Source organism: Pyxidicoccus sp. M15 (genome assembly GCF_056858435.1).
Genome location: NZ_CM166495.1, coordinates 8,791,095 through 8,816,950, shown reverse-complemented (window position 1 = coordinate 8,816,950; position 25,856 = coordinate 8,791,095). Strand labels below are relative to the sequence as shown.

The 25,856-nt window shown below is 72.0% G+C and carries 11 protein-coding genes; 7 read left to right on the top strand and 4 right to left on the bottom strand.

Annotation, left to right across the window (positions count from 1 at the left end; genetic code table 11):
- The first annotated feature begins 57 nt into the window (after positions 1-57).
- The 7 genes from cglE to ACX9TP_RS32270 all read left to right on the top strand — a co-directional run bounded on the left by cglE (position 58) and on the right by ACX9TP_RS32270 (position 20,286).
- Positions 58-687 (top strand): adventurous gliding motility protein CglE, encoded by a 630-nt coding sequence (gene cglE / locus ACX9TP_RS32300; RefSeq protein WP_482974493.1) that lies wholly within the window; start codon positions 58-60, stop codon positions 685-687.
- Positions 688-699: 12 nt separating this feature from the next.
- Positions 700-2,625, top strand: coding sequence for a DEAD/DEAH box helicase (locus ACX9TP_RS32295; protein WP_482974492.1), 1,926 nt, complete (start codon positions 700-702; stop codon positions 2,623-2,625).
- Between the two features lie 129 nt (positions 2,626-2,754).
- Positions 2,755-15,033 (top strand): tetratricopeptide repeat protein, encoded by a 12,279-nt coding sequence (locus ACX9TP_RS32290; RefSeq protein WP_482974491.1) that lies wholly within the window; start codon positions 2,755-2,757, stop codon positions 15,031-15,033.
- 134 nt (positions 15,034-15,167) lie between these two features.
- Entirely contained in the window at positions 15,168-17,291 is a 2,124-nt protein-coding gene (gene gltJ, locus ACX9TP_RS32285) for an adventurous gliding motility protein GltJ (protein ID WP_482974490.1), read from the top strand.
- A gap of 249 nt (positions 17,292-17,540) precedes the next feature.
- Positions 17,541-18,440 carry a hypothetical protein gene (locus ACX9TP_RS32280; RefSeq protein WP_482974489.1) on the top strand — a complete coding sequence of 300 codons (900 nt, stop codon included), beginning with the start codon at positions 17,541-17,543 and terminating at the stop codon, positions 18,438-18,440.
- Between the two features lie 156 nt (positions 18,441-18,596).
- Positions 18,597-19,079 (top strand): toxin-antitoxin system YwqK family antitoxin, encoded by a 483-nt coding sequence (locus tag ACX9TP_RS32275; protein ID WP_482974488.1) that lies wholly within the window; start codon positions 18,597-18,599, stop codon positions 19,077-19,079.
- Positions 19,080-19,185: 106 nt separating this feature from the next.
- Positions 19,186-20,286: a TIGR04552 family protein gene (locus ACX9TP_RS32270; RefSeq protein ID WP_482974487.1), complete on the top strand. Its 1,101-nt coding sequence runs from the start codon at positions 19,186-19,188 to the stop codon at positions 20,284-20,286.
- Positions 20,287-20,292: 6 nt separating this feature from the next.
- Here the strand turns inward: ACX9TP_RS32270 and ffh are convergent, their stop codons facing one another.
- The 4 genes from ffh to ACX9TP_RS32250 all read right to left on the bottom strand — a co-directional run bounded on the left by ffh (position 20,293) and on the right by ACX9TP_RS32250 (position 25,837).
- Positions 20,293-21,939: a signal recognition particle protein gene (ffh, locus tag ACX9TP_RS32265; protein WP_482974486.1), complete on the bottom strand. Its 1,647-nt coding sequence runs from the start codon at positions 21,937-21,939 to the stop codon at positions 20,293-20,295.
- A 193-nt stretch (positions 21,940-22,132) separates the two neighbouring features.
- Complete coding sequence (locus ACX9TP_RS32260) at positions 22,133-23,377, bottom strand: 3-deoxy-7-phosphoheptulonate synthase class II (RefSeq protein WP_482974485.1); 1,245 nt, start codon at positions 23,375-23,377, stop codon at positions 22,133-22,135.
- Positions 23,378-23,397: 20 nt separating this feature from the next.
- Positions 23,398-25,551, bottom strand: a complete 2,154-nt coding sequence (gene pabB / locus ACX9TP_RS32255; protein ID WP_482974484.1) for an aminodeoxychorismate synthase component I — start codon at positions 25,549-25,551, stop codon at positions 23,398-23,400.
- A gap of 10 nt (positions 25,552-25,561) precedes the next feature.
- The gene (locus tag ACX9TP_RS32250; protein WP_482974483.1) at positions 25,562-25,837 is read right to left on the bottom strand and encodes a chorismate mutase; all 276 of its coding nucleotides are present in this window, start codon (positions 25,835-25,837) and stop codon (positions 25,562-25,564) included.
- Positions 25,838-25,856: the final 19 nt, after the last annotated feature.

Genomic DNA, 25,856 nt, shown 5'->3' with positions numbered 1-25,856 from the left:
CGCGCTGTTTCCAAAGGCTCCCATCCCTCACGGGAGTCGCGCTAACGTCAGGACCGCATGAAAGCCCTCGCCCCCCTTGCCCTGTGCGCCTCGTTCGTCCTTCCCCTGGCCGCGAGCGCCCAGCAGCCCACCCCCGCCAACGGGGACCGTCCCGCCGTCACCTTCGATGAAATCGAGCGGGGCCTGTACTTCGCGGTGATGGGGGGTCCGCTGTTCCTCACCAACCCACCGGCCCCCGAGGGCACGCCGCGGCCGTTCTCCGCGGGCCCCATGGCGCAGGTGGAGGTGGGCGTGGACCTGGGCGAGCGGCTGTCGCTGGGGGTGTTCATCATGGGCTCCAGCATCCGGACGAGCGCCGAGTACGTCGGCAACTCGGGCGGCGCGGTGTCCGGTGACTTCTCGTCGATGGTGCCCGGCGTGGCCCTGCGCGCGCGCCTGCTGGGCCTGGCGGACAGCCAGGAAACGAAGCGCACGTGGTTCTACCTCCGCGCCGGCGGAGGCCTCGCGATGTTCGCGCCCAAGCGTCTGCTCCCCGATTCCGACATTCTTGTGTTTGCCGGGCCCGGAGTGGAGTACTACACAAGGCTGCGCCACTTTTCCGTGGGGCTCGAGGTAACGGGGAACTATCTCGTTAACGGAGGCTCCTTCGGGTTCGCGGTGGCGCCGAACATTCGCTACGCGTTCTAGCGGGAGAAAGACGTGCCTCAGGAGAATGGAAGCGGTGGGCCGCGCCCCGGTGGGCGTGGTCGTGACGGGGGTGCGCCGGGCCAGGGTCCGCGCCGTGATGGCCCGGGAGGCGGTGGTTTTGGCGGCGGCGGCTTCGGCGGCGGCCGTGGTGGCCCCGGCGGTCCTGGCGGTAGGGACGGAGGCCGCGGGCGCGGTGACGGCCGTGGCCGGAGGGACCGCGACGAAGGTCCGGTCGGTCCCGGCCAGCGCGTCATCGCCGAGCTGAGCACCCTGGAGAAGGCGCTCTCGAAGTCGGACTTCGCGGCGGAGAAGGGTCCGCTGCAGGCCATCGTCCGCTCGCTGCGGCCCATGCGCCTGAAGTCCCTGGAAGATCTGGACCTCAACACGCGTGGCCGCCTCATCACCACGCTGCTGCGCGTGCAGCGCCAGCCGAAGCCGCCCGCCCCCGAGGCGTCGGCCGCTCCGGCGGAAGGTGCCGCACCGGCGGAGGCTCCGGCCGAGGCCGCGGCTCCCGCCGAGGCTGCTGCTCCCGCCGAGGAAGAGGCCGCCGCTCCGGCCGAGGGTGCCGCTCCCGCCGAGGGAGAGGCCGCGGCTCCGGCCGAGGCCGCCGCACCCGCGGCGCCCGCGGTGGACCCGGCGAAGGAGAAGTTCGACGCCTGGACGGACGTGATGTTCCTGGTGGGCCAGGCCTGGCGCGCGGCGGGTGACCGCGAGCGCGCCGAGACGGCCTTCACCGCCAGCGGCCGCCAGCCGGGCCCGGAGACCGAGGAGCCCGCGGCGGCCCCCCGGTCCGAGGAGCGTCCTCCCCGCGGCGAGCGTCCCGAGCGTCGTGAGCGCACAGAGCGTGGGGCCCGTCCCGAGCGGGGCGAGCGTCCCGAGCGCGGCGCGCGTCCGGAGCGTCCGCCCCGGGGCGAGCGTCCCGAGCGCGGCCCCCGTCCGGAGCGTCCCGAGCGCGGCGAGCGTCCGCTGCCCGAGCTGACGGGCGACTGGCAGGAGCAGGTGAAGCAGCTGGAGGCCATGGGGCGTACGCGCGACGCGGGCCGCCTGCACGAGCGCAACAACTCGTTCGCCGAGGCCGCGCGCCTGTTCGAGCAGGGCGGAGACCTCAAGAGCGCCCTGCGCAACGCCCTGGCCGGTGGCAACAACGACATCGCGCGCCGGCTGGTGGGCACGCTGCCCCCGGACCAGCTCGCCCCCACGCTGGAGAAGGCCGGCGCCTACGAGCTCCTCATGGAGCACTACGTGGGCAAGGGCGACTTCGAGAACGTGGCCCGGCTGTACGAGCGCGCCCGCCAGTTCGACCAGGCGGCGCTCGCCTACGAGCGTGCCGGCAAGCTCACCCTGGCGCGCAAGTCGTACGAGCGCTCCCGGGACATGGCCAGCGCCAACCGCATCCGCGGGCTCGAGGTGAAGAGCCTGGTGGAGCGCGGTGACAGGCTCGGCGCCGCCACGCTGCTGGCGGCCGTGGGTCAGCGCCGCGAGGCGGTGGAGGTGCTCAGCCCGCTGCCTCCGCCCAAGGCCTTCCACTTCATGCAGCGCCTGAAGCTGGACGACGAGGCGAAGGAGCTGGCCCAGAAGGAGCTGGCCCGCGCCGAGGCGGAGCAGAAGCCGGCGGGCCGCGCCCGGTGGCTGGAGCTGCTCGGCGACACCGCCGCCGCCGCCGAGGCCTGGGAGGGCGCCGGCCGCAAGGACAAGGCGCTTCCGCTGCACGAGAAGCTCGGCAACCTCACGCGCGCCGCCGCGCTCGCGGAGGAGCTGCAGCAGCGCGACAAGGCTGTCGCCCTCTATACGCAGATGGGCGACACCGCCGGTGTGGAGCGGGCCAAGGCCCTTCCAGAAGCGCCGGCCGTGGCTCCGGCTCCCGCCTCTGACGCGGCGGACGGCGGAGAGGGTGGCGAGGGGGGCGAGACGCCTCCGGCTGCTCCCTCGGCTGAGTAGCAAGAAAGCCAATAAATCCCGCCGTTTGGCGGGTTTTGCATGATTGCTCGGGGGCGCTTGTGACCGGTAGAGTTCCGGTCGCTGGCGCCCCCGCTGCGTTCCATTCCATTTCCAAGGCCCGCCTCCCCCATGCAACAGCCCACGCCCCCGCGTCCCACGCTGCGTGTGTCCGATGACCGGACCTTCGTCGAAGCCGAAGCCTCTCTCGAGAAGGCCGGCCGTGTGGAAGAGCTGATCCGCCTCTACGAGGGGCGCTCCCGGGACGTCCCCGCCGACGAGGCCGTGCGCCTGCTGTGCCGCGCGGCGGAGCTGGCGCACGAGCGACAGCGCAACGCGCCTCGCGCGGAGGAGCTGCTCAAGCGCGCGCTGCTGGTCGCGAAGGACCCACTGCCGGCGCTGCGCGGACTGAAGCGGCTGCACGAGTCGCGGCAGGACGCGGCGGCGCTGGCGGACGTGCTGGAGCGGCTGGGCGCCGCCACGCAGGGCGAGGAGGGCGCGGGCCACTACCTCAAGGCGGCGGACCTCTACGAGCAGAAGCTCTTCCGCCGCGACCGGGCGGTGCTGTGCCTGCAGCGGGCGGCGCGGGCGAAGCCGGACCGGGCGCTCTTCCGGCGCGTGCGCCAGCTGCTGCTGTCCGAGCAGCTCTTCCAGCCGACCTTCGAGGCGCTGGAGCGCGAGCGCGAGGCGCTGGGCGACGCGGGCATGGCCGAGGAATACGCGGCGCTCGCGGAGCGGCTGGTGGACGACCCCACCGAGCACGCGCTGGCGCAGCGGGTGGTGGACGTGGCGCGGGCGCTGGAGCCGCAGAACGCGCGCGTGGAGAAGGTGGCTCGCGCGCTGCAGCGCTTCGAGCAGACGTGGCGAGACCGCGTGCGGATGCTGCGCAGCATGTCGCTGGAGGAGCGCGACCGGAAGAGCGCGGCGCGGCTGTCGCTGCTCGTGGCGAAGCTGTTCGCCTGGTACGACCCGGGCGCGGCCGGCAAGGTGAAGGAGGCGCTGGACCGCTGCTTCCTGCTGTGGCCGGGCATGCCGGAGGGGCTCGGGCTGATTGAGAAGCTGGCCGAGCGCGCCGGCGGCGACTTCGCTCCGGCGATTGCGCAGATTGAGGCGATGGCGGGCGAGGTGAAGGACCGCGCCGCGCAGGTGGACCTGTGGCTGCGCGTGGGCACGCTGCGTCTGGGCAAGCTGAACGACGGGGACGGGGCGCTCGGCGCCTTCGAGAAGGCCGTGGCGGTGGACCCGTCCCGCGCGGACGCGGCGAGCCTCACCGCCGAGCTGCTGCTGGAGAAGGGCCGCGCCCCGGACGCGGTGGCGGTGATGGAGCGCTACCTCGTCACGGTGAAGGACAAGGCGGCGCAGGCCGCCATGCGGCTGCGCCTGGCGGAGCTGTGCCTGACGCAGCTGAAGGACGCGGCGGCGGCGCGCACGCACCTGGAGGCGGCGCTGAAGCTGGACGCCACGCAGGCGCTGGCGGCCTTCCAGCTGGCGCGGCTGTTGGCCGAGGACGACGAGCTGGAGGCGGTGGTGCCGCTGCTGGACCTGGCGCTGCTGGCGCCGCGTCCGCGCTCGGAGCGGGTGGCCTTCTGCGAGGCGCTCGCGCTGATGTTCGAGGAGAAGGACGACGCGCGCGGTGCCTTCGAGGTGCTGGCGCGGGCGCTGGAGCTGGACCCGGGCCGGCCGCTGTTGCTCGGCACGGTGGTGGAGCACGCGCAGAAGGCCGAGGCGCAGCCCGCGCTGGCCCTGGCGCTGCAGCGCGCGGCGCAGGCGGCCCCGGTGGCCGAGGTGGCGGCGCAGCTGTGGCGCCAGCTGGCGCAGCTGCTCCAGGGCCCGCTGGCGGACCCGTCGCGCGCGGAGGCCGCGTGGCGCGAGGTGCTGGCGCGCGTGCCCGGTGACGCGGCGGCGGCGGAGGCGGTGAAGTCGCTGCAGTCGGCGGCGGCGCTCGCGGACGACCCCAAGGCCCGCCTGGAGGCGGAGGTGTCCCGCCGCGAGGCGGCCGGCGCCCCACCCGAGGAGCTGGAGCCGCTGGTGCGGCAGCTGGTGCAGCTGGCCCCGGAGGACCCGGCGGCGGCGCAGCGGCTGCAGGCCTTGTGCGTGGCGCTGTCCAAGTTCGACGAGGCGGCGGCGCTGGCCGGCCGGCTGGCGGGGCTCGCGGAGACGCAGCTCGAGCGCAACGAGTGGATGGCCCGGCAGGCCAAGCTGTACGCGGAGCGGCTGGGCCGGCAGGAGGACGCGTCGGACCTGTTCCTGGGCCTGCTGGCGGAGAATGTCTCCACCGGCGTGGTGGTGGGCGGCCTGGAGCGACTGGCGGCGGCGGGCGTGCGCACGGTGGAAATCACCGAGGCGCTGGCGGCGCACTACGGCCGCGGCGGCGACCACCAGCGGCAGGTGGCCGCGCTCCAGCAGCAGCTGGAGGCCACGACGGATGCGGCGTCGCGCAAGCGCCTCTTCGCGCTGCTGGCCAGCATCCACGAGAAGCAGCTGGCCGACAGCCGCGCCGCCTTCGACGTGCGGGTGCGCGCGCTGCGCGAGGACCCGAAGGACGAGAGCGGCCGCGCGGAAGGTCTGCGCCTGGCGCGGGATTTGTCCGCCCACGCGGAGCTGGGCCGGGTGCTGCGCACGCTGGCCTCCGAGTCGGATGACCTGACGCTGGCGGTGTCGCTGCTCACCGAGGCCGCGACGCTGACGGAGGAGGGCGGGCTGGCGGCGGAGGCGATTGCGGCGCTGGAGGCGGCGGTGGGCCGCGCTCCGGAGTCGAACGCGGTGCTGCAGCGGCTGGTGAAGCTGTACGGGCGCGCGGGCCGGGCCGCGGACGCGGAAGGACTCCTGCGCAAGCGCATCCAGGGCGCGCGCGGGCCGGAGAAGCTGCAGCTGTTGCTGCAGCTCGTGGACCTCAACACGGAGCTGGGCCGCCCGGCGCAGGCCGCCGAGGCGCTGCAGGGGGCGCTGTCCCATGGCGCGGAGGAGGGGCGGCACCTGCCGCGCCTCGCCGAGCTGTACGAGAAGGCCGGCCGCACCCGCGAGCTGGGCGACACGCTGGCGCGGATGATTGCCCTGGCGGAGTCGGCCGGTGAGGCGGACAAGGTGGCGCGGCTGAAGCTGCGCCGCGCGCAGCTGCTGCAGGGCTCGCAGGATGGCAGCGCGGAGGCGGTGCAGAGCTACGCGGACATCCTCACCCAGCGCCCCACGGACCCGGATGCGCTGGCCGCGCTGGAGGCCATGCTCGCCTCCGGCCCCGCGCGCGAGGCGGCGGCGCGCGTGCTGGTGCCCGCCTTCGAGCGCACCAAGGAGCACCGCAAGCTGGTGGCCACGCTCGACGTGCTGGCCGAGGTGGCCAGGGACGACTCGGCGCGCGTGCAGGCGCTGCGGCACGCGGCCCAGGTGCACCTGGCGCACCTGCGCCAGCCGGAGCTGGCCTTCGCGGCCCTGGCGCGCGCGCTGCGGCTGGCCCCCGGTGACGCGGGCCTGCGCTCCACGGCGCGGCAGGCGGCGGAGGACGCGGACTCGCTGGACAGCTACGCGGAGATTCTCGGCGAGCTGGCGGAAGAGGGCGACGTCGGCCCGGCGCGGCTGGCGCTGCTGCGCGAGCTGGCCGAGGTGCAGGAGAAGAAGCTGGACGACAAGGCCGGCGCGGTGAAGGCGCTGCGCGCGCTGCTGGCCCTGGAGCCCGGCAACCTGGACAGCCTGCGCGCCCTGCAGCGGTTGCACCGCGCGGGCGAGGAGTGGGCGGCGCTGGCCGAGGTGCTGGAGAAGCTGGCCGCGGTGACGGCCGAGCCCGCCGAGCAGCTGGTGTTCCTGCGCGAGGCCGCGCTGCTGCACGAGACGAAGCTCACCGACAAGGAGAGCGCCGCCGCCGCGTGGCGCGCCATCGCCGAGCGAGACACGGCGAACCGCGAGGCCGCGGCCACGCTGGACCGGCTCTACACCGAGGGCGGGCGCAACGAGGACCTGGCCTGGGTGCTGGCGCTGCGCCGCAACCAGGAGGGCCAGAGCCCGCAGGGGCGCGAGGTGTCCTTCCGCCTGGCGGAGCTCAAGCGCACGGTGCTGGACGACGCCAACGCCGCGCTGGGCCTCTACAAGCGCATCCTCGCGGAGGACCCGGGCCACCCGGGCGCCCGCGCCGCGCTGGAGGCGTGGGTGAGGGCGGCCGTGCCCGCGAGCGGCGCGGCGCTGGAGGTGCTGGACCCCGTGCTGTCCCAGGTGGGCGACCACGCCAGCCGCGTGGCCCTGCGCGAGGCGCGGATGGAGTCCGCCCTCACGGTGGAGAAGATCCTCCTCGCCGGTGAGGTGCGCCGCATCTACGAGCGCGACATGCACCAGCCCTCGCTGGCCTTCATGTCCGCGGTGAAGTCCTTCGCGCAGGGGCTGGACCGGGACGGCGTGCGGCCGGACCTGGAGCGGCTCGCCCGTGAGACGGGCTCGCACGAGGTGCTGGCGGAAATCTACGAAACGGCGGCGGTGGAGCTGACGTCCGGGGACCCGGCGGCCATCGAGCTGCTGCGGCGGGCCGCGGAGCTGCGCGAGTCGCTGGACCAGCCCGAAGAGGCCGCGCGCCTGTGGAAGAACCTGCTGGCGGATGCGCCGCAGGACCGGCAGGCGCTGGAGGCCCTCTCGCGCCTGTACGAGAAGGGGCAGAACGCCAAGAGCCTCTCCGAGGTGTACGCGCGCCAGGCGCAGCTCTCCACCGTCCCCGAGGAGCGCGTGGGCCTGCTGCTCAAGGCCGGCGAGGCGTACGCCAACGCGGGCGACGACGCGAAGGCGATCGAGACGTACCGCTCGGCCCTGGCGCTGCGCAAGGTGCCCGAGGGGCTGCTCGCGCTGGAGAAGCTGTACGCGAAGGCGCGGCGCTTCGCGGAGCAGGCGGACGTGCTGGACCAGCTCGCGGACGGCGCGGCGGACGACAACGCGCGCCGGGGCTGGCTGCTCAAGCGCGCGCAGCTGCTCGAGAAGGAAGTGGGCCCCGCCGAGTCGCTGCCGGTGTACCGCCGGCTGCTGGAGCTGGCGCCCGGGGACGGCCAGGTGGTGGCCGGCCTGGAGCGGCTGATGGCGCACGACGGCCCGCGCGTGGAAGCGGCGCGCCTGCTGGAGGCCGTCTACCGCAGCCTCAACGACACGCGGAAGCTGGTGGAGGTGCTGGAGGTGCTGCTGCCCGGCGTGGCGCCGGAGCGGCGGCTGGAGCACGTCCAGGAGATTGCCACCCTGCGCGAGGCGCTGGGGCAGACGTCGCTCGCCTTCGTCGCGCGCCTGCGGGCCTTCAACGAGTTCCCCCAGGAGGCCACCGTCCGGGACGAGCTGGAGCGGCTCGCGGCGGACTCCGGCTCCTTCGAGGAAGTGGCCGGGGCGTACGAGGACCAGCTGGAGCGCGACACGCAGGAGCCGCTGGCCGGCGACCTGTGGCGGCGCCTGGCGGGCATCTACGACAACCGCCTCAAGCGCTATGACCTCGCGGTCCGCGCGCTGGAGGAGGTGAGCCGCAGGGACCCCAAGAACAAGTCCGTGCTGGAGTCCATCGCCCGCGTGCACCGCCGCACCGGCGCGCACCGCGAGCTGGCGCTGGTCATGCGCCGGCAGGTGGCGGCGGAGCCCAACGCGTCCACGCAGGTGAACCTGCTCTTCGAGCTGGCCCACCTGGCGGAGGAGACGCTCGCGGACAAGTCGCTGGCGGCGCAGGCGTACCGGGAGGTCCTCGTCCTGCGGCCGGAGAACGGCAACGCGCTGAAGCTGCTGGGCCGCGTGCTGGCGGAGATGGAGCGCTGGCCGGAGCTGGCGCAGCACATCGAGCGCGAAATCCAGCTCGCGGACGCACGCGGCGCCCTGGAAGAGGCGTCCGACCTGCGCGTGCGCCTGGGCCGCCTCAAGGTGTCGCGCCTGGACGACCCGCGCGGCGCGCTGGAGCTGTACCAGTCCGTGCTGGCGCACCGCGCCGGGCACGCGGGGGCGGTGGGCGCGCTGGAGGAGATGGCGCGCTCGGACAGCCCGCTGCGTGGCGCCGCGGCCAGCGCGCTGGAGCCCATCTTCGCCTCGGTGGGCAACCACCTGAAGCAGGTGGAGATGCTGGAGTCGCGCGCGTCGGCGGAAGCCGTGCCGCAGGAGCGCGCCGCGCTCTTGCGCCGCATCGCCGAAATCTATGCCGGGCCGCTGGAGAACCCGGAGATGGGCTTCGTGTCCGCCGCCCGCGCGCTGCGCGAGCTGCCGGATGACCTTCGCTCGCTCGAGCTGTGCGTGTCGCTGGTGGACAAGGCCGAGGCCCCCGAGGAGCTGTCCGCCGTCCTCTCCGAGGTGGCGACGAAGGCGGGCGACGCATCCCGCGCCGAGCTGTACCGCGCGCTGGCCCGCCTCCAGACGGACCTGGGTGAGCAGGCCGAGGCGCTGACCGCGTGGAAGCGCGTGCTGGAGCTGCGCCCCACGGACACCGAGTCGCTGGATGCGACGGTGCGCCTGGTGGCCTCGCAGGGCAGGCCGACGGAGCTCCTGGAGGTGCTGCGCCGCCAGCTCGCCGTGGCGGAGGAGCCGGCGCGCCGCGCCGCGGTGCTCTTCCAGATTGGCACGCTGCAGGAGGAGCAGCTCAAGGACTCGCTGGGCGCGCTGGCCACCTTCCGCCGCCTGCTGGAGCTCAAGCCGGACGACGTGCCGACGCTGGAGCGCATGGAGGCGCTCTGCCAGAAGCAGGAGCGCTGGCCGGAGCTGGCCGACGCGCTGGCGAAGCGGATTGCCCTGCTTCCGCCCGAGTCCGGGCTGGAGCTGAAGTTCCGCCTGGCCACCGTGCGTGAGACGCGGCTGATGGACAAGACGGGCGCGCTGGCGCTGTACGGCGAGGTTCTCGCGGTGCAGGCCAACCACCCGGGCGCCGTGGGGCGGATGGAGGCCATCGTCACCCGCGAGCCGCAGAACCTGTTCGCGGTGGAGACGCTGCTGCGCGCGCTCCGCGCCAGCGGCGACGTGCCGCGCCTGGCGCAGGTGATTGAGTCGCGCGTGGGCGTGTCCTCCGACGCCTCCGAGCGCAAGGCGCTGCTGGGCGAGCTGGCCACGCTGCGCGAGGCGCAGGGCGAGGCGGAGCTGGCCTTCCTGGCCCTCTTCCGCGCCTTCAAGGAGGACCCCAACGACGGCGAGGTGCGCCGCCGGCTGGAGAACGCCACGGACGCCTCCGACAGCTACGACGAGCTGGTGGCGGCCTACGAGGAAGCCCTGCCGCGCGTGGCCGAGGCCGCGGACGCCGGGCAGGTGTGCCTCAAGCTGGGGCAGTTGCTGGAGACGAAGCTGCGCGACTCGGACCGCGCCGTTTCCTACTACGAGCGCGCGCGCACGCTGCACCCGGCGGTGCAGGACCAGGCGCTGGTGGCGTTGGACCGGCTGTACCTCCACCTGGAGGCGTGGCCGGAGCTGGCCGGCATCCTGGAAGCGCTGGTGACGGGGGCCACCGAGCCCGCGGACCGCGTGGGCTACCTCTTCCGCCTGGGGCAGCTCTACCAGGAGCGGCTGGACAGCCCGGACCGCGCGGCCGGCGCGTACGAGGCCATCCTCAAGCTGGAGCCGGCGCACCTGGCGACGGCGCGGCTCCTGGAGGGCATCTACGAGGGCGCCGGTGCGTCCGAGAAGCTCTACGCCATCCTGAAGCTGCAGGCCGACAAGGTGACGGGCGCCGAGCGCGACCGCGTGCTGGGGAAGATGGCGCAGGTGTCCGCCGAGGGGCTGTCGGACCTGGGCCGCTCCATCGACCTGTACCGCGAGCTGCTGGCGAAGAACTCCCGCAACGAGCAGGCCTTCTCCGCGCTGGAGTCGCTGTACGAGCGCGCGGACCGGCCGCAGGACCTCCGGGAGCTGCTGGAGGGCCGGCTCGCCGTGACGTTGGACCCGCGCGAGGTGGTGCGCCTCAACGAGCGGCTGGGCCGGGTGGTGTACCGCCTGCTGAAGCAGCCGGAAGACGCGGTGCCGTACTTCAAGGCCGCGTTGGACCGCGACCCGCGCCACCGCGGCGTGCTGGACACGCTGCGCGAGCTGTACGACGAGACGGGCCAGCGCGAGGAGCTGGTCGGCGTGCTGCGCCGGCTCGTGCCCCTGCAGGAGAACAGCGAGGGCGTGAAGGCGCTGCGCCTGCGCCTGGCGGAAGTGCTGGCCGGCATGGGCCGCCGCGAGGAGGCGCTGGACGCCGCCCGCCGCGCGCTGGAGGTGGAGCCGCACCACGTGGCGGACCTGGAGCGCGTGTACACGCTCTTCGTGTCCCTGCGCGCGTGGAACGACGCGGTGCGCGCGCTGGAGCTGAAGGTGCAGGTGCACCTGGCGGCCGAGGAGCGCGAGCAGGCCGTGGCCGCGTACGTCGCGGTGGCGGACCTGTGGGAAGGGCAGGGCGGCAAGCCGGAGCAGGCCGCGGGCGCGCTGGAGAAGGTGCTCGAGCTGGACCCGGCCAACCGCACCTCCTACGAGCGCGTGCGCGGGCTGTACCGGACGCACAACGACTGGCGCGCCTACGCCACGGTGATGGACCGCTACATGCCCCACCTCGTCACCGACGAGGAGAAGCTGGCCGCGCTGCGCGAGCTGGCGAAGGTGCAGGAGGAGCGGCTGGGCCAGAAGGACGTGGCCTTCCTCGCGCTGTGCCGCGCGCTGCAGCTGGACGCGTCGGACGACACGCTCCGCGAGGAAGTGGAGCGGCTGGCGGACGAGACGGGCAGCCACGAGGAGCTGGCGGCCGTCTACGAGGAGGTGGCCGACGAGCTGCCCCGCGGCGCGCTCGCCGAGCGCCTCTACGCCACGCTCGCGCGCGTCCATGACACGCGGCTGGATGACCCGCAGGCCGCGGAGGGCGCGTTCCGGAAGATTCTCGAGTTCGACCCGACCAACGCCACCGCGCTGGACGGGCTGGCCGCCGTGTTCCAGCGGCGCGGGCGCGACAAGGAGTACGTCGTCGCGCTGGAGCAGAAGCTGGAGGCCGCGGGCTCGATTGAGCAGCGCAAGGGCATCCTCAAGGAGATTGCCCGCGTCTGGGACGAGAAGCTGGAGGACCCGGCCGAGGCCGCGAGCGCGCTCCTGCGCGCGCTGGAGCTGGAGCCGGACTCGGAGACGCTGGGCGTGCTCACCGCGCTGTACCGGCGCGGGCGGGCGTGGCCGGACGTGGCGTCCTCGCTGCTGCGTGCACGGGATTTGGCCGACACCGCCGAGGAGCGCGCGCGCATCCAGGTGGAGGTGGCCGGCGTCTACGAGCGTGACATCGGCGACGACGAGGCCGCGGTGTCCGCCTACCGGCAGGCGCTGGAGCTGGACCCCGTCAACCGCACGGCGCTGGAGGCGCTGGAGCAGCTGCACACGAAGCTGGACCAGCCGGCGGACCTGCTCGCCATCTACGAGCGGATGCTGGAGCTGAGCGAGGACTGGCGCGAGAAGGTCCGCGTCCTCTTCCGCAGCGCCACCATCTGGGAGGACAAGTACCAGAACCCGGCCAACGCGGACGTGTGCGTGGAGGGCGTGCTCTCCATCGACCCGCAGAACGTGCAGGCCATCAAGGCGCTCATCCGCCTGCGCCGCACTCAAGGGCGCTGGGAGGACCTCATCTCCGCGTACGAGCGGCAGCTGTCGCTGGCCACCAGCGTGCAGGAGCAGGCCGAGCTCTACGTGGACATCGGCAACGTGCAGTACCAGCAGCTCAAGGCGCTGGACCGCGCGGTGAACAGCTACCACGCGGCGCTCGCGGCGGACCCCGCGTGCCGCCCGGCGCTGCACGCCCTGGGCAACCTGTACGAGCGCAGCGGCAACTGGCCCTTCGCGCTGGAGATGCTGTCGAAGGAGGCGGAGCTCGCCGGCCAGACGTCGGACGCGGTGGAGCTGTACTACCGCCTCGGGAAGATCAACGAGGACATGCTGATGGACTCCGGCAGCGCGCGGAACGCCTACCAGCAGGCCCTCGCGATTGACGCGGGCCACCTGCCCAGCATCCGCGCCCTCAAGGGCATCCAGGAGCAGGAGAAGGACTGGAGCGGCTACGAGCAGACGCTGCGCCAGGAGGCGGAGCAGACCGAGGACCCGGCCGCCAAGGGCCGCGCGCTGCTGGACGTGGCGCGCTACCACGCGGAGACGCGCGAGGACCGCGAGACGGCCACCGGCTACTGGCAGGAGGCCCTCAAGCACATCCCCGACAGCCTGGAGGCCGCGCGCCCCCTGTCCGACGTCTACATCGCCCGCGAGGACTGGGCGTCCGCCGAGCGGATGCTGGACATCGTCACGCGGAAGATGGCGGAGAAGGCGATGGTGGAGAAGGACTCCGTCAGCGCCGCGGACCTCTGCCGCCAGCTCTACCGCCTGGGCTACGTGGCGGAGAAGCTGGGCCGCCGCGACAAGGCCCTGAGCTGCTACGAGAAGGCCTACGAGCTGGACGCCACCTACCTGCCCGCGCTGGAGGGCTACGGCAACCTGCTCGTGCAGACGCGCCGCTACGAGGGCGCGCTCAAGGTCTTCCAGACCATCCTCATCCACCACCGCGAGGAGCTGACGGACCTGGAGGTGGTGGAGGTCTACTGGCAGATTGGCGACATCCACGCCGCGCTCGGCCAGGCGGACCGCGCGCAGAACCACTTCGAGAAGGCGCTGGCCATCGACCCGGGCCACGAGCCGACGCTGCGCGCGCTGGTGACGCTGATGGACAAGGCGGGCCAGTACGAGAAGTCCGCCGAGCTGCGCCAGCAGCTGGTGGGCGTGCTCGAGGGCGAGCCGAAGGCGAAGGTGGCGCTGGAGCTGGGCCGCATCGCCCGGGACGAGCTGCATGACCCGTACATGGCCATCGACGCCTTCACCACGTCGCTCAAGGCGGAGCCGGACGTGCCGGAGGTGATGGACCAGCTCTACGTGCTCCTGCGCGAGACGCGTCAGGGCCAGAAGGCCGCGGACGTGCTGGCGCGGATGCTGTCGCTGAACTCGCTGGCCATCGAACCGCACAAGGCCAAGCGCGTCTGGTTCGCGCTGGGCGAACTGCGCCGGGACGACCTCAAGGACGTCGAGGGCGCCACCCAGGCCTTCAACGCGGCCCTCGATTTGGATCCGCGCTTCGTGGAGGCCTTCAGCGCGCTGGAGGCGATGCTCGGCGCGGCGCGCCAGTGGAAGCCGCTGGAGGAGAACTACACGAAGATGCTGGGCCGGCTGCCCAAGACGCCGGAGACGCACGTGGCGCGCATGACGCTGTGGCGCGCGCTGGGCGACTTGTACCTCCAGGTGCTCAAGCACCCGGAGGGCGCGGTGGCCGCCTACGGCGTGGCCGCCAAGGGCCTGCCGGACGACGCGACGGTGCAGGAGACCTTCGCGGACATCGCCGGCGAGCTGCCGGGCCGCGAGGCCGAGGCGATTGCCGCGCTCCGCCGCGCGCTGCCGAACACGACGGACCCGCGCAAGGTGTGCGGCCAGCTGGTGCGCCTGTCCGCGAAGTGCAAGGACTACGACGGCGCGTGGCTGGCGGCCCAGGCCGTCGCGGGCCTGCTGGGCGAGGCGGGGGAGGACGAGCAGGAAATCCTCACCAAGCTGGGGCCCTACGCGAAGAAGAAGGAGTCGCAGGAGCCCCGGCCGCTGAACGACCAGCTCTGGCACAACCACCTCTTCCACCCGAAGGCGCGGGGCCCCCTGGCCGAGCTGATGGGCCTGCTGTTCGCGAAGACGGGCCACCTGTACGCGGTGCCCTTCCCGCAGTACCAGCTGGTGCCCAAGAAGCACCGCATCGACGTGGCCAGCGCGCAGGAGTACCACGTGCACCACTACCGCTACGTGGCGCGCATGCTGGGCATGGACGCGGTGGAGCTGTACTCGCCCTTCCTCGTGGCCACGCGCGAGCGCATGGCCAAGCGCTCCAACGAGCCGGCCCCCGAGCCGCTCATCAACACGGAGCTGCTGCAGACGCACCCGGCCAGCGTGCGCGTGGGCGGCAAGTACTTCGCGGAGCAGGGCCAGAAGGAGGTGTACTACCTCCTGGGCCGCACCCTGGCGCTGGCGCGTCCCGAGCTGGCCTTCAGCCAGCGCGTGGCGGTGGAGCGGCTGGAGGCCATCCTCCAGGCGGCCCTGAGCCTCGTGGTGGGCAATGTGCGCATCGCCGAGGCCCAGCACCTGGTGGACCCGGAGCGGCGGCTCTTGGAGAAGAGCCTCAGCGAGCCGGACCGCGCCGCGCTGGCCAAGGCGGCTCGCGCCTGGCTGCCCACGGCCTCCCCGCAGGCGGTGCGCCAGTACCTGGAGGGCGCGGAGCTGACGGCCGCGCGCGCCGGCCTCTTCGCCGCCGGGGAGATGGAGCCCGTGCGCCGCATGGTCCAGGGCGAGACGGGGTCCGCCTTCCGCGTCCCCGTGCGCACCAAGCTGCGGGAGTTGCTCGTGTTCGCGACGTCGGAGGACCTGCACGAGCTGCGTGTCGCCGTGGGCACCCACGTGGAGGTGCAGGTGCGCAAGTAGCGACAGAACCCGGAGAAGGGTTCACGCGTTGATTAGCAGCCGGGCGGGCTTGGTACCGTTCCTTGACCCCTCCGGTGTGCACTTCTACGATTCAGGCGGGATTTCTCCCGTCATTTCCGAGGCTTACGGAAAAGATGCGTTTCGTCTGCGACAGCTGCCGCGCGCAGTACATGATTAGCGACGACAAGGTTGGCCCCAAGGGGGTCAAGGTTCGTTGCAAGAAGTGCGACCACACCATCACCGTGCGCCCCGCGGGCGCACCGGCCGCGAAGGACTCCGCGACGGAGTCCCCGACTTCTTCACCCGCTCCCGCGAGCACGAGCAGCAACGGCAAGGAGGCGGAGTCGTCCGCCGCCACCATGCCCGCGTCGCTCGGCACGCCGCCGGAGGGCGGCCTCTTCACGGACTGGGAGGAGGACGAGATTGGCGCCGTCTTCGATCAGGTGCTCAGCTCCGGCACGCACAAGCTTCCGACGGGTGAGGCGGCCGGCGAGGCCGCGGCGCGTGACGCCACCACGGAGAGCGTGCGCAAGCTGGCCGAGGCCGAGGCCGAGCCCGCGAAGGAGGACGCGAAGTCCAACGCCGCCTCCCACGAGTGGTACGTGGCCATCGACGAGAAGCAGGTCGGCCCGTTCACCGTCGAGAAGGTGAAGGACCTCTGGGACCGCGGCGAGGTGGGCCCGGACAGCCTCTGCTGGCGCTCGGGCTTCAGCGACTGGATTCCGCTGTCGGAGACGGCGGAGCTGGCGTCGGTGCTGGCGCCGCGCCCGTCCAAGCCCGTCATCGTCGCGCCCGAGCCGGTCTCCGGCACGTCGCCCACGGTGTCCTCGGGCCCGGTGCAGTCCGCCTTCAGCGCGGGCAAGGCGTCGCGCGCCGACGGCGTGCTGGCCGCCAACGCCGAGGAGCCGGTGGGCTGGAAGCCGTCCGCGGCCAGCGTGCTGGCCTCGCTGGTGAAGGAGGAGAACGACGCGCTCGGCAAGCCGCCGCCGACGCCCGCGCCGGCGCTGGGCCGCGAGCCCGTGTCGCAGTCGCGGCTGCTCGACGTGCCCATGCCGCCGCCGGAGCCGGTGTCCTCGCCGTCCCTGCGCGGCGCCGACGCCCACATGGGCGCGCAGATGGCGCCCGTGGCCGCGCCCATGGCCTATGGGCAGCCGCAGCCCGCGCCGTACCCGCAGCAGCCCATGCAGCCGCACTACGCGCAGCCCGCGCCGTACGCGCAGCAGCCCATGGCCGCGCCGTACCCGCAGCAGCCGGGGTATGCGCCGGCGTATCCGCCTCCTGGCGGCGCGCAGGGCGGCGGCAAGAACAAGATGGGCCTCCTGGTGGGGGTCGCCGCGGGTCTGCTCATCGTCGCCGGTGGCGGCGTGGTCATGCTCATGAACAACGGCAACCGCGCCGAGACGCCCGTGGGCACGCAGGCCGCGGCGGCCCAGGTGGCCCCTCCCGCGCAGCCGAGCACCGGTGTGCCGCCCATGCCTCCGCCTCCGGCCGGCATGACGCAGCAGCCGGCGACGGCGGCGGCGAATCCGGCTGTTCCCGCGGCGGCTCCGGCGGCCGCCACTCCGGCTCCGGGCACGGCTCCGGCACCCGGTGGCGCGGTGGCCGCGGCGCCCGCGACGGCGACTCCCGCGCCCACGGGGACGGCTCCCGCGACGGCCGCTCCGGCGGTGGCCGCGCCGACTCCCACGCCCACGCCGGCTCCGGTGGCGGAGGCTGCCAAGCCCCCGACGGAGACGGCGGTGGCGAAGGTGGATCGCACCACGACGACCCGCAGGCCGTCCACCTCGTCGGGGTCCGCGCGCCGCGAGGAGCCCGAGGAGCGGCAGCCCGCGCGCGTGGAGCGCACGTCCTCGAGCGACGGTGACAGCGACGACTTCGACGAGCTGTTCGGCACGAAGAAGACGAAGCCGGAGCCGAAGCAGCCCGAGGCGCGGCCCACCGCGTACGTGCCGCCCGAGCCCGGCGGCTCCACCCCCGAGCGCCTGCAGCAGTCGGACATCATGGCGGTGGTGCTGGCCAACAAGCCGGCCATCATCAAGTGCGTGAACGAGCAGAAGAAGAAGGACCCGGCGCTGAGCGGCAAGCTGGTGATGCGGTGGACCATCCAGACGAGCGGCAAGACGACGGCCGTCTCGTGCCGCACGGATGAGTTCCGCTCGACCTACATGGCGAGCTGCATCTCCGGCCTCATCAAGAGCTGGTCCTTCCCGAAGCACAAGAAGCAGGGCGAGCCCATCGACTTCCCGTTCACCTTCTGAGGCGACGGGAAGCAGCGCGGTGTGTGTGTGACGGGCGTGACGTGTGCGTCACGCCCGTCTTGCGTTTGAACTGTCCGCTTTCGTGTGCGCTGAATTTCCTCCGTAGAGGCCCGTCGAGACGCCCGTCGACACTCGTTGACACGTCCGGACATGCAGGACTAAAGCCCTGCCCGCTTCCATGGACGTTGGGGTCTGGATTCAGTGGCCGGAGACCCCGAGCGACGTTCCCACTCAGGAGGAAGGCTCAACATGCAGCTTCGCAAGATGATGCTGGTGCTCACGACGCTCGGCGCGATGAGCGGTTTCATGGCTGGTTGCGGTGACGAGGAGGGTACCTCGAACACCTGCTCCACCAACGATGATTGCGCGGGCACCGAAATCTGCCATCCGAACGCGGGCGTCTGTGTGACGACGTGCGAGAGCGGCTCGGACTGTCCGGACACGGCGAAGACCTGCGCCGCCCTGGGTGTTGGCGCGGACGCCACCACCAAGATCTGCCAGTGCTCCACGGACGTGCTCTGCAACGGCGGCACGGACTCCGACAGCACCGACCTGGTGTGCTCCGACCTGGACAACGTGTGCGTGACGAAGTGCACCTCCGACGCGGACTGCTCCGGCGACCGCACCTGCGACACGAGCTCCGGCCAGTGCGAGGAGGGCTCCACCACCGGCGACGCCTGCACGGGTGAGGGCCTCTCCACCTGCACCTACGGCGAGATCTGCACCGCGAGCGTCTGCTCCGCGCCGCCCACGCCGACGTGCCAGAACTACACGACCTTCCCGAACAAGGCCGACCTGGGCACCACGGGCCCCATCATCTTCAAGACCGAGCTCGTGTCCGCCCAGACGGACAGCTTCTGCGCCTCCAGCGCGCCCAAGCGCCTGCGCATCCGGGTCTCCGCGTACTCCAACACGGCCTTCCCGCAGACGTCCGCGGAGCTGAGCCAGTTCTTCTACGTCCAGACGGACGGTGGCCGTCAGAACGCGCCCATCAGCAGCTCGTCGGGCAACTACACCGTGACGGGCACCAACCGTGACCGCGCGGACATCATCGTCAGCCTGTGCGTGGGCGCCACCAGCACCACGAACTCGGCCGGCTTCTACTTCTCGGGCGGCAACTTCGCCTGCCACACCTCCAACTACCAGTAGGCGAACAGGTAGCCAAGGAACCGAGCCCCGCCCTGGCAGTAAGGGGCGGGGCTCACTTGTTTGTGGAGTTACCGCGCGCGCACCCGTGAATTTCACCAACACCCATGCGTCTTCAAGGTGCGCGCGGGGAACCCGGCGTCTGGAAAAGGAGAGTCCATGCTGTCTACCAAGCTGATTCGAGTGCTGACCCTGGGTCTGGCCTTTGCTGCTCCCGCGGCGATGGCCGGTGACACCGCTGCGAAGCTGAACTGCCCCGCGGGCACGGCGCGGGCGGGCACCAAGGCCGAGGGCTTCACCTGCGTCAAGGCGAACGCCAAGGCGGGAACCCAGCTCGCGCACGGCGCGTACGTCGAGTACCACCCCAACGGGAAGCTTGCGACCCAGGGCCAGTATGCGGAGGGCCTCAAGGTCGGTACCTGGACGTTCTACGACGAGTCCGGCAACAAGCGCAGCACCGCGGAGTTCAAGGACGGCGGCTGGGATGGCCAGCGGGTGATGTACTTCCCCAACGGCAAGCCCCGCCTCGTCGAGCAGTACCAGAACGGCAAGAAGAACGGCCTGGCGAAGGAGATGGCCGAGGACGGCCGCGTCGTCAGCCAGGTCCGGTATGAGAACAACCGCGCGGTCGCCAACGAGTAACCGACCGGTCGCTCGGTAGTCACGCGGGCCCTTTCCCCCATGGGAAAGGGCCTTCGTGCTTTTCAGGGGCTTTTCCCCTTGGGGCGGCTCGGATAGGAAGCCCGATGTGAAGCCCCCCTCGCTCACCCCCGTCCTCCCCGACATCCCCATCCGCACGGTGGAGGAGATGGGCCTGCGCGAGCTGGAGCGCATCCGCCTCATCCTCCGCGGCGGCTCGGTCATCGACTGGCGGAGGATGCACTTCCAGAAGCGGGACGAGGTGGACCGCTTCCTGCGCCTGTGCCAGCTGGACGTCTCCCGGCCCTACGACGAGGCCTGGGCCCGGGGCGTGCTCGCGGAGGCGGTGGAGTACCTGCGCAAGACGTTCAACTACCGCGTCGCGGACGCCGTGGCGCAGCCGGCGGAGATTCACGACCTGTTCCTCTTCGCTTCCGGCGCGAAGGGCTCACCGCGCCACCGCCGCATCGCCTGCGTGGTGCTGAAGGTGATGCACGTCATCCAGCACATCGAGGGGCGGGACCTGCTCTTCCGCCTGGCGGTGTCCGAGGCGGAGCTGGCGGAGCTGGTGATGGAGAAGGTGCTCGGCGTCGCCCGGGAGATGAACGAGAAGGGCCTGCCGGTGGTGGAGTTCGCGCACTCCATCAAGACGCGGGACTCGCTCGTCACCAAGCTGCTGGCGAAGAAGGAGACGGTGGCCGCGCAGGTCTACGACAGGACGCGCTTCCGCGTGGTGACGCGCAAGCGGGAGGACCTGCTGCCGGTGCTCTACCACCTCACGCAGCGCCTCTTTCCCTTCCACCTCGTGGTGCCGGGCCAGACGGAGAACACGCTGCTGCCGTTCAAGTCGGTGCTCGCGGAGAACCCCCACTTCGAGGCGCACATCCCGCAGCTCCACCTGGACCGACACTACGAGGACCGGGAGGACCGCAACGGCAACACCTTCTCGGGCAACACGTACCGGGCGCTCAACTTCGTGGTGGACATCCCGGTGCGCATGGACGCGTACCTGCCGCCGCCGGAAGAGGACACGCGCCAGCGCAAGGGCCGCATCGTCATCTCCCTGGTGGAGTTCCAGATTGTCGACGAGGAGACCGCGCGCCTCAACGAGCTGGGGGAGAACGCCCACGAGGCCTACAAGCGCCGCCAGAAGCAGCGCGTGCTCAAGCGGCTCAGCCAGGGCCTCGTGGTGCCCAAGAAGCAGGGCTGAAGCGGGCTACCGCTTCTTGCGGTTCTTCTTCTTGTTGTCCTTCTCCCGCTTGCGGCGCTCCTTGATGGCGTCGCGGTCCTCGGGCTTCCCGGCCGCGGAGGGCGGGGCGTAGCCCATGAGGCGGGCCTTGGCCATGGCGGCCTGGCCCATGGGCGGCGTGTAGCCCGGGGCCACCTGGGGCATCTGCATGGGCATGCCCATGCCGGGCATGCCTCCGCCCATCATCTTCTCCATCATCTTCGCGTCGCCGCCGAACATGCTGGACAGGTCCATGTTCTTCATCTGCGACAGCTGACCCAGCTGCTTGAAGCCGGGGATGCGGCCCAGCAGGCCCGGGTTCTGGCCGATGGTGCCCATCACCTGCTGCATCATCCCGAACTTCTGGAGCAGCTCGCGGACCTCTTCCACCTTGCGGCCGCTGCCCTTGGCGATGCGGCCGATGCGGCTGTTGTTGATGATGTCCGGCCGCAGGCGCTCCTTCGCCGTCATCGAGTCGTACATCGCCTCGATTTTGGTGAGCTCCTTCTCGTCCGGGTTGAGGTGCTCGGTGAGGTCGCCGAAGAGGGGGAACTTCTCCAGCAAGTCCTTGAGCGGGCCCATCTTCCGGACCATGCGGATCTGCTCGACGAAGTCCTTCATCGAGAACTGGCCGGACAGGAGCTTCTTCGCGTCCTCCTCGGCCTTCTTCTCGTCGACGACCTTCTCGAAGTCCTTCATCAGGCCGACGATGTCGCCGAACCCGAGGATGCGGCCCGCGAGGCCGTCCGGACGGAACTCCTCCAGCTTGTCCATCGACTCGCCCATGCCGAGGAACTTGATGGGCTTGCCGGTGACTTCCTTGATGGAGAGCGCCGCGCCGCCGCGCGCGTCACCGTCCAGCTTGGTGAGGATGAAGCCGTCCAGCGTCAGGCGCCGGTCGAACTCGGCCGCGGTGCGCACGGCGTCCTGGCCAATCATCGCGTCGCACACCAGGAGGATGGTGTCCGGGTTGACGTTGGCCTTGATGGACTCCAGCTCCGTCATCAGCGCCTCGTCGATGGCGAGGCGGCCGGCGGTGTCGATGAGCACCACGTCGCACTTCTGCTCGCGGGCGGCGGCGTAGCCGCGCTTCGCCAGCTCGGGGGGCTGCAGGCCGGGCTCGTGGTAGACGGGCACCTTGAGGCGCTCGCCGAGCACCTTGAGCTGGTCCACGGCGGCGGGACGGTAGATGTCCGCGGCGACGAGCAGGGGCTTGCGCCCCTGTGCGAGGAGCCGGTTGGCGAGCTTGCCGGTGGTCGTCGTCTTACCGGAGCCCTGGAGGCCCACCATCATGATGCCGGACAGCTGGCCCTTGGGCTTGAGCTGGAGGCTGGTGTCCACCGGTCCCATGAGGGACTCCAGCTCGTCGTGGCAGATCTTGATGAAGTGGTCCATCGCGCTGACCTTGCGCTTCTGGCCCGACTTGTCGGTGATGGTCGTCTGCACCAGCTCACCCACGGCCTTCTCGCGGACGCGGGCGACGAACTTCTTCACCACGTCGAAGGCCACGTCGGCCTCGAGGAGGGACACGCGGATGTCGCGGAGCGACTCGTCGACCAGCTCCGGAGTCAGCTCGCTCTTGCCGGCGAGGCGGTTCTTGGCGGCGCGGAAGCCCTTGGTGACGGTCTCGAGCATGGGGGGCGCTTTATAACAGGGGCGGACGGGATGCGACGGTGGAGCGCATCCGGGCCGTCGAACAGTGAAGAGAAGGGCCCGGGAGCCCCGCCGCGAGGGGCGGAAGCGGGCCCGGAGGCCCTGAAACATCAACGCCTTTGGGGGGTTGGCGCATCCCCTGGAAGGGCAGGGGAGCAGCGGTCCGAGCCCCGGCCTACTCCGGGCGCCGGTGGGTCCCTCCGGCGCGAGCGGGCTGGACCGCCAGGCAGGGGGGCTGCTCCCGGTGGAGCATGCGGCTGATGTCGGAGGCCAGCTCCAGGCCCTGGGCGGCGTTGAGGCGCGGGTCGCACGCCGTCTCGTAGCGCCGGTCCAGGTCCCCGGCGTCCAGGCCCTCGGGACCTCCCAGGCACTCGGTGACGTCGTCGTCGGTGAGCTCCAGGTGGATGCCACCGAGCCGGCTGCCCTCCTCGGCGTGGAGGGCGAACGCCGCGCGCAGCTCCTCCATGACGTCATCGAAGTGGCGTGTCTTGCGCCCCTGCACCTGGCGGGTATTCCCGTGCATGGGGTCGCAGCACCACAGCGCCTCCAGGCCCGCGGCGCGCAGGGCGCGGATATGGATGGGAAGGAAGCCCCGGATGGCGTCCTTCCCGTAGCGGGTGATGAGGGTGATGCGGCCGGGCTCCCGGCGCGGGTCGAGCAGGCGCACCAGCGCCACCAGCTCCTCGGGGACGCAGCGAGGGCCCACCTTGATGCCAATGGGGTTGGCGATGCCCCGGAGGAACTCCACGTGCGCGCCCTCCAGGTGGCGCGTCCGGTCTCCCAGCCACAGGAAGTGGGCGCCCAGGACGTAGGCGCGTCCGTCCTCGCCGGCGGGCCGGGTCATCGCCTCCTCGAAGGGGAGCAGCAGCGCCTCGTGGGAGGAGAAGAGGAGGCGGCGCTCGGAGGCGGCGTGCGTGCGCAGGGCCTCCATCGCCCTGGAGGCGTGCCAGTAGCCCTGCTCCAGCAGCGCCGGGTCCGGCTGGCGGGCCTCCCAGGTGGCGTCCGCGCGGTTGACGTTGTCCCCGCGATACACGGGCAGCTCCACGCCGCCCACGCGCTCGGTGTCCGTGGTGCGCGGCTTGGCGAACTGCCCGGCGATGCGCCCCACCGGCACCACGGGCCGCCCGGTGCCGCGGGCGAGGACGTCGCCCAGCTCCAGCAGGAAGCGCAGCTTGCGGTGCACCGTCGCGGCCCCGCAGGCGCTGAACGGCTCGGCGCAGTCCCCCGCCTGGAGGAGGAACCGCCCGCCGCCCGCCGCCAGCGCGAGCTCGGCCTTGAGCTCCTCCACCTCCGCCGCGGTGACCAGGGGCGGCAGCCCCCGCAGCCGGTCCACGACGGCGTCGAGCGCGGCGGGGTCCGCGTAGCGGGGTTGCTGCTGCGCCGGGCGGGTCCGCCAGCTGTCGGGAGTCCAGGAGTCCATTCGCGTCGTGGGCGCCGGCTTCAGCGCTCCGAGGTGCCGCCGGGGGGGCGAGGGGGAGCCGCCGCGACACCGGCAATCTCCGGCAACACGTCCGGGCGTCCGTGCGCCGCGCACACCGCCCTCAGGAGCACGCGCGACTTGAGGAGCATCTCGTCCAGCTCGGCCGCCGGGTCCGACAGCGCGATGATGGCCCCGCCCGCGCCCACGCTCACCTGGCCGGGGCGCACCACCGCGGTGCGGATGACGATGTTCAGGTCCGCCGCGCCGGTGACGGAGAAGAAGCCGATGGCGCCCGAGTACACACCCCGGGCCTCGCGCTCCAGCCGCTCGATGATTTCCATGGTGCGCACCTTGGGCGCGCCCGTCATGGAGCCGCCCGGGAAGGCGGCACGCACCGCATCCACCGCGGTGAGCCCCTCGCGCAGCTGGCCGCGGATGGTGCTGACCAGCTGGTGGACCGTGGCGTACGTCTCCACGTGCATGAGCTTGGGCACGTGGACCGAGCCAATCTCGCACACCAGGCCGAGGTCGTTGCGCACGAGGTCGACAATCATCAGATTTTCGGCGCGGTCCTTCTCCTCCGAGCCCAGGTGCTGGCGCAGCCGCTCATCCTCTTCCGGCGTGGCGCCGCGCCGCAGGGTGCCCTTGATGGGCTTGGACTCGGCCCAGCGCTCGCGGTCCACGCGCAGGAAGCGCTCCGGCGACGAGCAGGCGATGCCCAGCTCCCCCAGCCGGAGGAACGCGGCGTAGGGCGCGGGGTTCATCTTCCGCAGGACGCGGTACAGGCCGAGCGGCTCCATCTGGGTCTCGGCAATCACCTTGTTGGTGAGGCAGACCTCGTACGTCTCGCCCTCGCGAATCTGCTCCAGGCAGTGCGCGATGTCGGCCAGGTACGTGGCGCTGTTCCGCGCGAGGCGGACGGGGAAGGGCTCGCCGTTGCCCGGCGTGGGCGGGGCCAGGGGCGGCAGCCGCCGCAGCTCGGCCTCGGTGGCATCGAACCACGCGTGGACCTGGGCCTCCTCGGCCTCGGGTGCGAGCGCCACCAGGTACACCTCGCGCTGCGCGTGGTCCCACGCGAGCAGCCGGTCCGCCAGGAGCAGGCCGGCATCCGGGTCCGGCGAGGCGAGGGAAGTGCTCGCGCCGCAGTCCTGCTTCAGCTCGTAGCCCAGGTAGCCCACGAAGCCGCCCTGGAAGTCGAAGGGCAGCTCGGACGCGCCCGCGCGCAGCCGCGCCAGCTCGTCCTGGAGGAACTCGAACAGCCCGGTGGACAGCTCCTGCGTCTGGCCGCCGCGCGTCACGCTGAGGCGGCGCGGGCTCACATGGTAGCGGACGACGGCGCTGTGCGGCCCCGTCGCATCCCCCATGAAGGAGAAGCGCGACAGGCCGGCCTCCACGCGGCTGCTGTCCAGCCAGAAGGCCTGCTCCTTCCCACCATGGAGCGCGACGAAGGCGTGCTCGGGGTCCACGTCGAGCCGCAGCTTGCGGTGGTGGACGCGGAAGGACTCGCGCGTGGCGGCCGGCTGCGGGTGAGGCACCACGGAGATGGGCGCGGCGGGGCGCGCCTGGCTCGGGAGGGGGCGGCGGGCGTAGTGCTCGCGGCTCATCCGCACGAAGTTGGCCAGGAGCTGGCGGCCGTACCCGGTGCAGATGGACTCGGGATGGAACTGGACGCCCCACAGCGGCAGCGACTGGTGGCGCATGCCCATCAGCACGCCGTCGGGGGTCCACGCCGTCTCCACCAGGCCCTCCGGCAGCGGCCGGGCAAGGCACAGGGAGTGGTAGCGCACCACCTGGAAGTCCTGCGGCAGGCCCGCGAAGAGGTCCGTCCCGGTGTGGCGCACGGGGCTCAGCCGCCCGTGCATGGCCACCGGCGCGTGCTGCACGCGGGCACCGTGGAGGTGGCCCATGCCCTGGTGGCCCAGGCACACGCCCAGGATGGGGACGTCCGCCTCCAGCAGCGCGTCCCGGCAGACGCCGAAGTCCGCGGCGTGGTCCGGGCGGCCGGGGCCCGGAGAGATGACGATGTTGTCGAACCCGAGCCGCCGCAGCTCCTGCCACGGCATGCCGTCGTTGCGCACGACGATGGGCTGCGTCCCGCTCACCTCCGACAACATCTGGAAGAGGTTGAAGGTGAACGAGTCGTAGTTGTCGATGATGAGCGTCCGCAGCTGCACGTCGATTACCTCACCCCTCGATGATGCGCTCTTCGCGCCGGCACGCCTCATCGATGATGAGGGTGTACAGCGACTCGACGAATGCGCGGTCCAGCCCCTGGGCGGCGCCCATCTCGGAGCAGCGGCGCTTCACGTGCTCGATGCGGTGCGGCTGCATCATGGGGATGCCGTTCTCACGCTTCCACCCCGCGATGCGGTCGCACAGCTGGAGCCGGCGCGCCACGACCCGGACCAGCTCCTCGTCAATCGCATCCAGTTCCTGCCTGAACCCCTGTAGAGCATCCATGTGCATCCACCCATGTGAC